General features: G+C 72.8%; 12 protein-coding genes. 2 read left to right on the top strand and 10 right to left on the bottom strand.

Features of this window, described 5'->3' with window-relative positions:
* Positions 1-3: 3 nt before the first annotated feature.
* From hemL to hemE, 8 genes are read right to left on the bottom strand one after another with little or no spacing between them, the layout of a single operon-like run.
* Positions 4-1,308 (bottom strand): glutamate-1-semialdehyde 2,1-aminomutase, encoded by a 1,305-nt coding sequence (gene hemL, locus H286_RS0102805; protein WP_020097026.1) that lies wholly within the window; start codon positions 1,306-1,308, stop codon positions 4-6.
* Positions 1,305-2,300, bottom strand: coding sequence for a porphobilinogen synthase (gene hemB / locus H286_RS0102800; protein WP_020097025.1), 996 nt, complete (start codon positions 2,298-2,300; stop codon positions 1,305-1,307). Before hemB ends, hemL begins: the two co-directional genes overlap by 4 nt.
* On the bottom strand, positions 2,297-3,067 hold the full coding sequence (locus H286_RS0102795) for a uroporphyrinogen-III synthase (RefSeq protein ID WP_020097024.1): 771 nt from the start codon (positions 3,065-3,067) through the stop codon (positions 2,297-2,299). The genes hemB and H286_RS0102795 overlap by 4 nt, the downstream gene beginning before the upstream one ends.
* Positions 3,064-3,975 carry a hydroxymethylbilane synthase gene (gene hemC / locus H286_RS0102790; protein WP_020097023.1) on the bottom strand — a complete coding sequence of 304 codons (912 nt, stop codon included), beginning with the start codon at positions 3,973-3,975 and terminating at the stop codon, positions 3,064-3,066. The genes H286_RS0102795 and hemC overlap by 4 nt, the downstream gene beginning before the upstream one ends.
* Positions 3,972-5,210, bottom strand: a complete 1,239-nt coding sequence (locus H286_RS0102785; RefSeq protein ID WP_020097022.1) for a ferrochelatase — start codon at positions 5,208-5,210, stop codon at positions 3,972-3,974. Before H286_RS0102785 ends, hemC begins: the two co-directional genes overlap by 4 nt.
* Entirely contained in the window at positions 5,207-5,893 is a 687-nt protein-coding gene (gene hemQ, locus H286_RS0102780) for a hydrogen peroxide-dependent heme synthase (protein ID WP_018188386.1), read from the bottom strand. Before hemQ ends, H286_RS0102785 begins: the two co-directional genes overlap by 4 nt.
* Positions 5,883-7,244, bottom strand: a complete 1,362-nt coding sequence (locus tag H286_RS0102775) for a protoporphyrinogen/coproporphyrinogen oxidase (protein WP_020097021.1) — start codon at positions 7,242-7,244, stop codon at positions 5,883-5,885. The genes hemQ and H286_RS0102775 overlap by 11 nt, the downstream gene beginning before the upstream one ends.
* Complete coding sequence (hemE, locus tag H286_RS0102770) at positions 7,241-8,362, bottom strand: uroporphyrinogen decarboxylase (RefSeq protein ID WP_442852494.1); 1,122 nt, start codon at positions 8,360-8,362, stop codon at positions 7,241-7,243. Before hemE ends, H286_RS0102775 begins: the two co-directional genes overlap by 4 nt.
* Before the next feature lie 59 nt (positions 8,363-8,421).
* Here hemE and H286_RS0102765 point away from each other — a divergent pair, with 59 nt between their 5' ends.
* Entirely contained in the window at positions 8,422-9,693 is a 1,272-nt protein-coding gene (locus H286_RS0102765) for a glutamyl-tRNA reductase (RefSeq protein ID WP_020097019.1), read from the top strand.
* Positions 9,690-10,727 (top strand): LacI family DNA-binding transcriptional regulator, encoded by a 1,038-nt coding sequence (locus H286_RS0102760; protein WP_020097018.1) that lies wholly within the window; start codon positions 9,690-9,692, stop codon positions 10,725-10,727. Before H286_RS0102765 ends, H286_RS0102760 begins: the two co-directional genes overlap by 4 nt.
* On the opposite strand, the gene H286_RS0102755 is transcribed toward H286_RS0102760, so the two are convergent.
* Together H286_RS0102755 and metG are read right to left on the bottom strand one after the other, a co-directional pair.
* A complete protein-coding gene (locus H286_RS0102755) occupies positions 10,706-11,599 on the bottom strand; it encodes a TatD family hydrolase (RefSeq protein WP_020097017.1) in 894 nt (297 codons plus the stop codon). The two genes, H286_RS0102760 and H286_RS0102755, sit on opposite strands and share 22 nt — an antisense overlap.
* Positions 11,596-13,164 (bottom strand): methionine--tRNA ligase, encoded by a 1,569-nt coding sequence (gene metG, locus H286_RS0102750; protein ID WP_020097016.1) that lies wholly within the window; start codon positions 13,162-13,164, stop codon positions 11,596-11,598. The genes H286_RS0102755 and metG overlap by 4 nt, the downstream gene beginning before the upstream one ends.
* Positions 13,165-13,216: the final 52 nt, after the last annotated feature.

Below are 13,216 nucleotides of genomic sequence, written 5' to 3'. Positions count from 1 at the left end.
TCCTCAGCCGCGCGCGGCCTTCGCGGCGGCGGGCAGCGCGTCGAGGATCCGGCCGATCGCCGCGTCGTCGTGCGCGGCCGTGACGAACCACGCTTCGAAGGCCGACGGCGGCAGCGAGACGCCGCCCTCGAGCATCGCGTGGAAGAACCGTCCGTAGGCGTCGGCATCCTGCGACGTCGCCGTCGCGTAGTCGGGCACGCCGTTCACGACGGACTCGCCGAAGAAGATGCTGAACAGGGTCCCCGCCCACTGCACGACGTGCGGTACCCCGGCATCCGTCAGCGCAGCGGATGCCGCGTCCGCGACGGTGTGCGCGACGGAGTCGAGCGTGCGGTACACCGCGTCGTCGGCGTGCGTCAGGGTCGCGAGTCCCGCGGCGACGGCGACCGGGTTCCCCGACAGCGTGCCGGCCTGGTACACCGGACCGGTCGGGGCGAGGAGGTCCATGATGTCCGCGCGACCGGCGACGGCGGCGACGGGGAGCCCGCCGCCGATGACCTTGCCGAAGGCGATGAGGTCGGGGACGATGTGCTCCCCCGCCGCATCCAGCACACCGGCGTAGCCCGAGCGCGAGGACCGGAAGCCGGTGAGCACCTCGTCGCTGATGAGGAGCGCCCCGTTGCGGTGCGCGATCTCCGACAGGAACGCCGTGAATCCGGATGCCGGGGGCACGACGCCCATGTTGGCGCCGGCGGCCTCGGTGATGATCGCGGCGATCCGGCCTTCGTGAGCGCGGAAGACCTCCTCGACGGCGGCGCGGTCGTTGTAGCCGATGACGAGCGTCTGCGCCGCGATGGCCGCCGGGACGCCCGCCGATCCGGGCAGGGCGAGGGTCGCGAGACCCGAGCCGGCCTGCGCGAGCAGGCCGTCGGAGTGACCGTGGTAGTGCCCGGCGAACTTGACGAGCAGGTCGCGGCCGGTCGCGGCGCGCGCGAGGCGGATCGCCGTCATCGTCGCCTCGGTGCCGGTCGAGACGAGGCGGATCTTCTCCGCGGCGGGGACGCGCGTGCGGATCTCCTCGGCGAGCTCGGTCTCGGCGGCCGTCGGCGCGCCGAACGAGAGTCCGCGGCGGGCGGCCTCGACGACGGCGTCGACCACGGCGGGGTGCGAGTGGCCGAGGAGGGCGGGCCCCCAGCTGGCGACGAGGTCGACGTAGTCGCGGCCATCGGCATCCGTCACATAGGCGCCTTGCGCGGACACCATGAACCGCGGCGTCCCGCCGACGGACCCGTAGGCGCGGACGGGTGAGTCGACACCCCCGGGGATCACCCCGCGAGCACGGTCGAACAGCTCCTGGTTGCGGCTCATGCGAGTTCCTTCCCGGCGCGCAGCCAGTGCGCGACCTCGACGGCCCAGTAGGTGAGGATGACGTCGGCGCCGGCCCGGCGGATACCCAGCAGGCTCTCGCCGATGGCCCGCTCGCGGTCGATGAGGCCCGCCGCGGCGGCGTGCTCGATCATCGCGTACTCCCCCGACACCTGGTACGCCCACACCGGCACGTTCGAGCGGTCCGAGACGCGGGCGAGCACGTCGAGGTACGGCATGGCGGGCTTGACCATGACGACGTCGGCGCCCTCGGCGATGTCGACGAGAGCCTCCTCGACGCCCTCCCGCGCGTTCGCGGGGTCCATCTGGTACGTCCGGCGGTCGCCCTGCAGCGTCGACTCGACGGCGTCGCGGAAGGGGCCGTAGAAGGCGGAGGCGTACTTCGCGGAGTAGGCGAGGATCGCGACGTGGGCGAAGCCGGCGGCATCCAGTCCTGCGCGGACCGCAGCGACCTGGCCGTCCATCATCCCCGAGAGGCCGAGCACGTCGGCGCCGGCGCGGGCCTGCGCGACGCCCATCTCGGCGTAGACCTCGAGGGTCGCGTCGTTGTCGACCGAGCCGTCGGCGGCGAGCAGGCCGCAGTGTCCGTGGTCGGTGAACTCGTCGAGGCACAGGTCGGCCTGCACGGTGAGACGGCCCGCGGCGGCGCGCGCCGCGACGGCGATTGCCCGGTTCAGGATGCCGTCGGGGTCGGTCGCGCCGCTGCCGACCGCGTCGCGCATGGCGGGCACGCCGAAGAGCATGATCCCGCCTATGCCGGCTGCGGCCGCCTCGTCGACGACGTCGGCGATCGCGTCGAGCGGATGCTGCGACACGCCGGGCATGCTCGAGATGGGCTGCGAGGAGTCGATGCCCTCCTTCACGAACACCGGCAGCACGAGCTGCGAGGGGACGAGGTGATGCTCGGCGGCGAGACGGCGGAGCGCGGGGGTGCCGCGCAGGCGGCGGAGGCGGCGGGTGGGGAACGAGGTCATGAGGACTTCTCCGAGGGGACGCGGGCGTCGAGCTCGGCGATCAACGCGTCGATGCTCTGGCTCTGGGCGGTGTGACCGACGGTGAAACCGAGGGCCGTGGCGTCGCGGGTCGTGCCGGGACCGATCGAGGCGACGAGGGTGGATGCCGGGAGGGTCCCGACCTGCCTCCGGAGCTCACGGCCGACGCTCAACGAGGTGAGGAGCACGACATCGATCTCGCCGGAGCGGAGCCCGTCGGCGACGGCGGGGTCGAGGTCGACCCCGACCGTGCGGTAGGCGATGCAGACGTCGACGCCGAACCCGCGGACGTCGAGCTCGTCGCTCACGACGGCCTGCGCGAGATCGCTCCGGACGACGAGCGCGCGGCCCGTCGTCGACGGGGTCCGATCGGCGCACCACTGTGTCACCAGGGCGGTCGCCGAGGAGGCGCCGGCGGGGACGAAGTCGACCTCCCAGCCCGCGTCGGCGACGGCGCGGGCCGTCGCACGACCGACGGCGGCGATGCGGGTCGTCGCGGGGATCGCGACGGCGTGCTGGCGGAGCTGCTCGACGCTCGCGGCGCTCGTGACGAACAGCCACGCGTAGGCACCGTCGGCGAGGGCTGTGAACGCGCGGTCGCGGGCGGCCGTGTCGCGCGGCGGCGCCGACGAGATGAGAGGGGCGACGACGGCCTCCGCGCCCCGGGCGTGCAGGTCGACGCGGACGCGTTCCCCCCACGCCCCGGCGCGAGGCACCAGGACGCGAGCGCCGTGCAGGCCGCCGGTCATCGGGACGACCCGGCCAGGTCGGCGAGGTCGGCGGCACCGCCCTCGAGCAGCTCGGCGACGACGTCGGCCGCAGCCGCATCGACGTCGACGTCCGGATCGAGGAGCCGCGAGGCGGCGACCGAGCGGCGGCCGTCCTCGGCGTAGACGTGCGCGATCAGTGTCACGGTGTCGCCGTGATGCTCTGCGTCGATCGCGACGGGGGCGGCGCAGCCGGCCTCGAGCCGGCGCAGCACGGCGCGTTCGAGGTTCGCGGCGAGGGCCGTGTCGGCGTCCTCGATGAGGCGCACGGCGTCGGCGACGGCGGCATCCCCGTCGCGGATCTCGACGGCCAGCGCACCCTGCGCGGCGGACGTCGGCCAGTCGAGCACCTGCGTGATGGCGGCGTCGCGGCCGATGCGGCGAAGGCCGGCCTCGGCGAGGACGATCGCGTCGTACTGGCCGTCGGCGACCTTGCGCAGGCGGCTGTCGACGTTGCCGCGGATGCCCTCGACCACGAGGTCCGGGCGCCGGGCGAGCACCTGGGCGACGCGGCGCGGCGAGCCGGTGCCGACGCGGGCGCCGGCGGGCAGCTCGTCGAGCGACAGCCCGTCGCGGGAGTGCAGGACGTCGCGCTGCGAGGCGCGGACCGGCACGGCGCCCACGACGATGCCGGGGAACGGCGCCGTCGGCAGGTCCTTCATCGAGTGCACGAGGAAGTCGCACTCGTCCCGCAGCAGCGCGTCGCGAAGGGCCGTGGCGAAGACACCCGTGCCGCCCATCTGCGCGAGCGGCCCCGTGAGGACGTCGCCCTCGCTGGTGATGGGGACGAGTTCGACGTCTCGACCGGATGCCGCGGCCACGGCATCCGCCACGTGCTGCGACTGGGTCGTGGCCAGCAGGCTCGCCCGGGTCCCCAGGCGCAGGGTCACGGCGCCACGCCCGACAGCGCCGGCTGGAAGCCGAGGCGCTTGTTCTCGCAGCAGCCGGGACGGCAGACGTCGTACCAGGGACCGAGGTCCGTCACGGCGGGGCGCTCGGCCGCGGGCGTGCCCGCGAGGCGCTCCTCGACGAGGTCGACGAGACCGGCGACGTAGGTGGGGTGGGTGCTCGGGGTCGCGGTGCGGACGGCGACGAGGCCGAGCTCCTCCGCGGTCTCCATCGCCTCGGTGTCGAGGTCCCACATGACCTCCATGTGGTCGCTCACGAACCCGAGCGGAACGATGAGGACGGCCTTTCGACCACGATCCGGCAGGTCCTGCATCGCGTCGTTGATGTCGGGCTCGAGCCACGGCACCTGCGGCGGGCCGGACCGGCTCTGGAAGACGAGCTGCCAGGCGCCGGGGAACCCGAGCCGGGAGACGATCTCCTCGCCGACGGCCAGGTGCTGAGCGACGTACGCGCCGCCCGGGCCGAAACCGCGCTCGGGCGGGCCCGAGCGGTCGGCGTCGGAGGTCGGGATCGAATGGGTCGAGAACAGGATCTCGACCTCGTTCGCAAGGTCGGTGATGCCGCGCTCGGCGAGCTCGGCGATGCCCGCTCGGATCCCGTCGACGAAGGGCGCGACGAAGCCGGGGTGGTCGAAGAACTGGCGCACCTTGTCGATCTGCACGTCGGTCTGATGCCCGGTGGCCTCGACGGCGTCCGCGAGGTCCTCGCGGTACTGCCGGCACGAGGAGTACGAGCTGTAGGCGCTCGTGGCGATGGCGAGGAGCTTCCGCCGCCCGTCGGCGACGGCGGCGTCGATCGCGTCGGTGACGTACGGCATCCAGTTGCGGTTGCCCCAGTAGACGGGCAGGTCGAGTCCGCGGGCCGCGAGTTCGGCATCGAGCGCCGCCTTCAGCTCGCGGTTGTGCTCGTTGATCGGCGACACCCCGCCGAAGTGGCGGTAGTGGTGCGCGACCTCCTCGAGACGCTCGTCCGGGATGCCGCGGCCCGCCGTGACGTTGCGGAGGAACGGGATGACGTCGTCCTGTCCCTCTGGTCCGCCGAAGCCCAGCAGCAGGATCCCGTCGTAGTCGACGGGGATCGTGGCGTGCGGATCGCCCGCCCGCGCGCCCTCGGTCGCGTTGGGGATGACGGCGCCCTCTGCGATGACCACGCCGCTCGCGCGCGGCGGCTTGGGACGGAACTCTGGGTTCACGGATCCGATGTTCTCTGCACTCATGACAGGACCTCCGCCAGTTCGTCGATCTCCACGCGCCGCCCGGTGTAGAACGGCACCTCTTCGCGGACGTGACGTCGCGCGTCGGTGGCCCGGAGCTCGCGCATCATGTCGACGAGGCTGATCGGGTCGTCGCTCTCGAGCGGCAGCAGCCACTCGTAGTCGCTGAGCCCGAACGTCGACACCGTGTTCGCGACGACGTCGCGGAAGACGGCGCCCTTGCGGCCGTGCTCGGCCAGCATGCGCGAACGGTCCTCCTCGGGGAGCAGGTACCACTCGTAGCTGCGGACGAAGGGGTAGAGGCAGAGCCACCCGCGCGCGTGCTCGCCGCGGAGGTACCCGGGGACGTGGCGCTTGTTGAACTCGGCCTCGCGGTGCACGCCCATCGCACTCCACACGTTCGTGAAGGAGGCGAGGACGGCGGTCCGACGCAGCTGCCGGAGCGCCTTCTGGAGGGCGGCGGGGTCCTCGCCGTGCAGCCAGACCATCAGGTCGGCTTCGGCCCGCATGCCGGTCACGTCGTAGAGCCCGCGCAGGGTCACGCCGTCCGGAGCGAGCCCGTCCGCGACGGCGCGCAGCGCGTCGAGGTCGCCCGCCGTCGGTGTGCCGATGCGCGGACGCGGTCCCGCGAGGATCGCGAACAGGGTGTAGCCGAGGCCGGGATCAGGCGTCTCGTCAGTGGACATGACGTACTCCTTCGGAGGGGGTGGGAGGGGTGGTGAGGCCGCAGGCGAGGGCGCGCGCGTGCGGGATGACCGAGGCGAGCCCGGTCCCGGCCGCGATGGCTCCCGCGAGACGGATGCCGCGCTCCGCCGCCGCAGCGGCGACCGCCTGGCGGACGGGCGGTGTCGCGACGGCGTCGGGCCACGAGACGGGGACGACACGGCGGACGTCCCCCGGCGAGACCCTGACCCCGGTCAGGGTGCGGATCGCGGCGGCGGCACCGGCGGCATCCGTCAGTTCGTCGTGACGGCCCTCGCGAGCGGACAGCCGCACGAGGTGAGACCCGGCGGGGAGCGCTGCGGCGGCCCATTGCCACTTCGCGTCGACGTGGGTCAGGGCCTTCGCGGCGCAGTCGACGTCGGGGGCCGCGATCACGCCCGACCCGACGGGGAAGGCGTCGAACCCGTCCGAGGCAACCTCGGCGACGACGAGCCCGACGGGCGGCGCCAGTGCGACGTCGACGCCCAGGAGTTCGGCGGCGGCGGTCGGCCCGGTCGCGATCACCACGGAGGCGGCCGACAGGGTCTCGTGGCCGAGGTCGACGGAGGTCGCGGTCACAGCACGCACCGGCGTCCCCGTGCGGATGACCGCGCCCGCGCGGAGCGCCACCGCCTCGAGCTCGGCGGCGAGACGCCACAGGCCACCCTCGACCCCGCGGACGGCCGACCCCGCACGGACGGCGGGCGCGAGCGCATCGACGGCGGCGGTCAGCGAACCGGCGGCCTGCGCCTTCTCCCACAGCACGGGGTGAAGCGAGGACAGCCGGACGGACTCCGCGCTCTGCGAGTAGACGCTCCGACACAGCGGCTCGACCAAACTCGCCGTGACACGTGCGCCGAAGCGGCTGGTCGTGAGCTCGGCGAGCGACGGTTCGGCGCCGACGGGCATCGGCAGGAGGCGCTCCTGGGCCGCCCGTCGGGCACCGCGACGACCGAGGATGCGCACGACGTCGGCCGCGAGAGGCTCCGCGGGCATGCCCACGAGCGCCCGACGCGGCAGCGGCGCGCGGTCCACCCGGCCGGACCGGCGGCGGAAAGCGACGTGCGCTCCCCCGGGGGCGGGTTCGACCAGCTGCACGGGCAGCCGCGCGTCGGCGACGAGATCGGCGACGCCCGTCGTGCGTGTGGCAAAGGATTCGGCGCCGAGGTCGACCTCGAGGCCCGCGGCCGCGCCGCGGCGCAGCATCCCCCCGGCGTCGTCGGATGCTTCGAGGAGGACGACGTCACGACCGGCCCGCGCGAGCTCCCACGCGATCGTCAGACCGGCGATACCGCCACCCACGATGATCACGTCGTGGGTCGCCTCGTGGGTCACGGCGCCCGCCAGTCGTGGACCGTCCGCACCACCGCCGAGATCGCATCGGGGTCGGCCTCCATGGGGACGCCGTGACCCAGGTTGAAGACGTGTGCGCGCGCGGCGAGGCCGTCCTCGAGGATGCGGTGGACCTCCGCCGTCCGCACGGCCTCGGGGGCGAACAGCAGCGCGGGATCGAGGTTGCCCTGCAAGGTCAGGTCGCGCCCGATGCGCTGACGCGCGTCGGCGAGGCGGACCCGGTAGTCCACGCCGAGCGCGTCGATGTCGGGGGTGGCCATGTCGGCGAGGATCTCGCCGGTGCCGACGCCGAAATGCACGAGCGGCAGGCGATCGACGCCCTCGGGGAGCGGGAGCGATCGCGCGTGCTGCAGCGCGGCGACGGATGCCGGGAGCACCGATGCGCGGTAGTCGTCGGGGTTCAGCCCACCCGCCCACGAGTCGAACAGCTGGCCCGCGCTCGCGCCCGCCTCGATCTGAAGGGCGAGGAAGCGGCCGGTGACCTCGGCGAGCCACATCGTGAGGTCCCGCCATGCGGCCGGGTCCTCGTGGATGAGGCGCCGGGCCGCGAGGTGATCCTTCGACGGACCGCCCTCGACGAGGTAGGCGGCGAGGGTGAACGGGGCCCCGGCGAACCCGATGAGCGGCAACGGCTCACCGCGCTCTTCGGAGAGTTCGGCGAGCATGGCGGTCGTCCGGCCCACGGCATCCGCGATCGCCTCACCGCGCTCGGTCACGAGCGCCGGATCGATCGCCGTGGTGCGGGCGATGTCGGCGGCGGTCCGCAGCGGCTGGGAGAAGACGGGGCCGCGGCCCGCGGCGATCTCGACGTCGATGCCCAGGAGAGCGAGCGGCACGATGATGTCGCTGAAGAAGATGGCCGCGTCGACGCCGTGACGGCGGACCGGCTGCATCGTGATCTCACTCGCCAGGGCGGGGTCGAGGCAGGCCTCGATCATCGTCCCCTGCGACCGCAGCGCACGGTACTCCGGCAACGAACGACCCGCCTGGCGCATGAACCAGACGGGGGTGATGTCGGGGCGGTCGCCCAGAAGTGCGCGGACGAGCCGCGACTCGCGGGTGCGTGCGGCGACGAGGGGGTGGCTGAGGCCGGGAATGATGAACTCCTCGAATCGGTTAATCGATATACTAGTCGCGATCCAAGGGGGTTCTCCGCACCGTGCTCGTCTGCCTGACCGCGCATCAGCGCTCCACACCGTTCGACTCGCTCGAGCGGCTCTCGACGGTCGGCGACGACCTCGCAGAGCGTCTGTCCGCGGTCCACGACTCGGTGCGCGGCGCCGTGGTCCTCGCCACCTGCAACCGCTTCGAGGCCTACTTCGACCTCGCCGAGGAGCCCGACCTCGCCTCCCCCGTCCCCGCGATGGATGCCGCGATGGAGGCCATCGCCGGCGCCGCCGACATGGACTACCGGGCTCTCCGCGAGAACGTCGACTTCGCACACGGCAATCAGGTCGCCCATCACCTCTTCACCGTCGCCTCCGGCCTCGACTCGGTCGCCGTCGGCGAGGACGAGATCGCCGGCCAGGTGCGCCGCGCGCTCGAGGCGGCCCGCGGGCGCGGACTGACCACCGCTCCCCTCGAGCACCTCTTCCAGCGCGCCACCGAGACATCCCGCGCCGTGAAGAACACGACGCGGCTGGGTGAATCCGGCCGCTCGCTCGTCCGTCTCGCGGTCGACCTGGTGAGCTCCCGCGTCGACTGGGACACCGCCCGCGTCCTGCTCGTCGGCACGGGTCGTTACGCCGCCGCTGCACTCGCCGCCCTCCGCGCGGTCGGGGCCACCGACATCCGCGTCCACTCCCGGTCGGGTCGTCAGCGCTTCGCGAACCGCGAGCACCTCGTCCACGTGAGCGTCGACGACTACGCGGCCGAGGCCGCCGCCGCCGATGTCGTCGTGACCTGCACCGCGACGACCGACACGTTCGCCCTCGAGGCCTTCTCGCACGCGACCGCCCGCGCCGGCAGCACGGCGGCGCAGGTCGTCATCGACCTCGGCCTCCCCCGCAACGTCGATCCCGAGGTGGCGCTCCTGCCCGGTGTCGAGCTCCTCGACCTCGAGACGATCCGCCTGCACGCGCCCGTCGACGAGGCCGAGACCGTCGTTCAGGCGCGCGAGATCGTCCAGGCCGCGGCTCAGCGCCACGCCGCGGCCCGACGGGTCCACGAGGTCGCGCCGTCGGTCGTCGACCTCCGCGGATTCGTCCACGGTGTCCTCGACGAGGAACTCACCCGAGCCCGTCGCCGCGGCGACTCCCCCGAGGTGGAGACGGCGCTCCGCCACTTCTCCGGCGTCCTCCTCCACCAGCTCATCGCCCGCGGTCACACGCTCGCGTCGTCGGGGGCGGGTGCCGACTGGGCCGACGCGATCCGCACGGTGCTGCCGGGCACCCGCGAGGGCATCTCCCCGGACGAGGGCGAACAGCCGTGAGTCCGAGCGTCACGCTGAAGGACATCGCGCGCGCCGCCGGCGTGTCGACGGCGGCCATCAGCCAGGCGCTCAACGACCGCGGCAGCATGCGCCCCGAGACGCGCGAGCGGATCAAGGCGCTCGCCGCCGAACTCGGCTACGTCCCGAACCGTCACGCGGCCGCACTCCGGAGCGGGCGGACCATGACCGTCGGTTTCGTCATGGTCGACGACCCTGAGAGCGATCGACGCGGCGAGCTCCAGCGTGCCCGCAAGCTCATCTCGCTCGTCCGCGCCTCAGCGGAGCACGGGTTCACGGTCACAGTCCTCTCGGACTCGAACCCCGACCTCATCTCGGGGACGACCCTCGACGCGCTCTACGTCCCCGACGCCCGCGGCAACCAGCCCCTGCTGCACGCGGCGATCGCCCGCGGCATCCCGATCGTCGCGGACGACCAGTTCGTCGACGGCTCGCGGGGGCTCAGCATCCGCACGGGCTACGACGCGGCCGTCCGGGCGGGGCTCGACGAGCTCGAACGGGCGGGCGCCCAGCGCATCGTCTTCCTCACCGAGGACGGCCGACAGCCTCGAGACGAGATCGGCCGGGCCGCCTACGAGATCTGGAGCTCGGTCCGCGGGCGCGAGCCCCTCGTCCGGGCGGTGGATGCGTCCCGCCGCACTCTCCCGCGCCTGCTCACGGACGCCCTCGCCGACGGCGCCGACGCGATCTTCGCGGGCGCGGAGGACGGCCCCGACGTCTACCTGCAGCTCGAGGAGATGCGCCTCGTCATCCCCCGCGACGTGCAGCTCGTCGCCCTCTGCACGACCGACTGCGCGGTCAACCGCAGGCTCGGCGTGACGCACGTCTGCATCCGCCCGGACCTCGCCGCCGAGGCGATGTTCGAGACGTTGCCCGCGGCGCTCCTCGACGACGCACCACGGGTCGTCGACCTGCCCTGGGAACTCGTGCCGGGGTCGACGACGCGGCCGCCCCTCACGATCGACTCGAGGCGGAAGCCTCGGCCGAAGCGGGCTCAGTCGCTGAAAGCCCCGTAGACCTCGAGCGTGTTCTGCGCGAGCTGCGCGCAGAACTCGTCGACCGGCATCCCCAGCTCGGCCGCCATGAAGCGCACCGTGACAGGCACCAGGTACGGCGCGTTGGGGCGTCCGCGGTGGGGCGTCGGCGTCAGGAAGGGCGCGTCGGTCTCGACCAGGATCCGCTCGCGCGGGGTCACCGCAAGGGCGTCGCGGAGGTTCTGAGCATTCTTGAACGTCACGTTGCCGGCGAAGCTCAGCCAGTACCCGCGCTCGGCGCTGTAGCGCGCCATGTCGGCGTCGCCCGAGAAGCAGTGGAAGACGGTCCGCTCCGGGGCGCCGACGCGCTCGAGGGTCTCGAGGACCGCCCCGTGGGCGTCGCGGTCGTGGATCTGCATCGCGATGCCGTGGCGCTTGGCGATGTCGATGTGCGCCTCGAAGCTCTCGATCTGCGCGGGGATGCCGCTCTCGTCCGTCCGGAAGAAGTCGAGCCCCGTCTCCCCCACGGCCCGCACGCGCGGCTGGGCCGCGAGCTCGTCGATGACGGCGATCGCCTCGTCGAGACGGCCGGCCTGCTTGTAGGCGGGCGCTTCGTTGGGGTGGATGGCGACCGCGGCGAGCACGGCGGGGTGGGATGCCGCGGCCCACGCGGACCAGCGGGAGGAGTCGATGTCGCCGCCCGCCTGGACCACGCCGATCACGCCGACCGCGGCCGCGCGGGAGAGCTGCTCGTCGAGACCGCGCGGCTCGTCGCCGTCTTCGATCTCGAGGTGCGCGTGGTTGTCGTAGACGGCGACCGGAAGGGGCTCGGGGGCGTCCGGCCAGCGCACGTCCCGGGCGGATTGCTCGCGCTGGCGGACGTAGCCGCTCGGGTCGGTGGGGTCGGTCGTCATGCCGTCTGCTCGACGCGCGGGAACAGCGGCGCGAGGGTCTTCACCCGGCTGCCCGCGGGGAGCTGGCCCCACGTGCCCGCCTCGCGGAGCGGCTGCGCGGTGAGCTCGCCGGGGGCGCCCAGGGCGTCCCAGAGCGTCGTGGTCGACTGCGGCATGACCGGCGACAGCAGGACCGCGAGCGCGCGGAGCCCTTCGGCGGCCGTGTAGAGCACGGTCGACAGCCGTTCGCGCTTCGCCTCGTCCTTGGCGAGCGCCCACGGCTCGTTCTCGGTGATGTACCCGTTGAGGTCGTCGACGATCCGCCAGATGGCGGCGATGGCCTCGTCGGGGCGGAACGCGGTCATCGCGGCATCCGCAGCGGTCGCGGCTTCCGCCACCGTCCGCTGCACCCGAAGGTCGATCTCGGTGGGCTCGCCGGCGGTCGGCACGACGCCGTCGAAGTACCGGCCGATCATGGCGACGGTGCGCGAGGCGAGGTTGCCGAATCCGTTCGCGAGCTCGGCCTGATAGCGCGCCGAGAGGTCCTCCCACGAGAACGAGCCGTCCTGGCCGAAGGCGATCGCCGAGAGGAAGTAGTAGCGGTACGCATCCGATCCGAAGACGTCGGTGATCTCGGTCGGCGCGATGCCCGTGAGCTTCGACTTCGACATCTTCTCGCCGCCGACGAGCAGCCAGCCGTGCGCGAAGATCCCCTTCGGGACGTCGAGCCCTGCGGCCATCAGCATGGCGGGCCAGATGACGGCGTGGAAGCGCAGGATGTCCTTGCCGACCACATGGTAGGCCGGCCAGCGGCGCTCGAACTGCTCGGGGTCGTCGCCGTACCCGACGGCGGTCGCGTAGTTCAGCAGCGCGTCGACCCACACGTAGATGACGTGCGAGTCGTCCCACGGCACGCGGATGCCCCAGTCGAACGCGGAGCGCGAGATCGACAGGTCCTTGAGGCCCGATCGGACGAACGAGACGACCTCGTTGCGCGCCGAGTCCGGGCGCACGAAGTCGGGCTGTGTCTTGTAGAGCTCGAGGAGCCGGTCCTGGAACTCGCTGAGCTTGAAGAAGTAGTTCTTCTCCTGCAGGAGCTCGAGCGGCTTCGAGTGGATCGCGCACACCTTGAGGCCCTCGAACGGTCCGGTGCCGTCGACGATCTCGGCCTCGGGCTTGAACTCCTCGCAGCCGACGCAGTACAGCGCCTCGTACTCCCCCGCGTAGATGTAGCCGCTGTCGTAGAGCGCCTGGACGAAGGTCTTCACGCGCTCCTCGTGGCGGGGCTGCGTCGTGCGGATGAAGTCGTCGTTGGCGACGTCGAGGGTCCGCAGGAGCGGGAACCACGACTCCTCGACGAGCTTGTCGACCCACTGCTGCGGCGTGACACCGTTCGCGGTCGCGGCGCGGAGCATCTTCTGCCCGTGCTCGTCGGTGCCGGTGAGCATCCAGGTGTCGTCCCCCGACTGGCGGTGCCAGCGCGCGAGAGCGTCCACCGCCACCGACGTGTACCCGTGCCCGATGTGGGGCAGATCGCTCGGGTAGTAGATGGGGGTGGTGATGTAGAAGGAGCCGCCGGAAGTCACCTGGAGATTCTACGGGCGGCGCGGCACCCGCCGTCGTTCATGACGGGTGCTC

This window comes from Microbacterium sp. 11MF, assembly GCF_000383475.1.
Taxonomy (GTDB): domain Bacteria; phylum Actinomycetota; class Actinomycetes; order Actinomycetales; family Microbacteriaceae; genus Microbacterium; species Microbacterium aquilitoris.
Note: the sequence above shows the minus strand (reverse complement) of the source record. Positions and strands in the feature narration are given on the sequence as shown.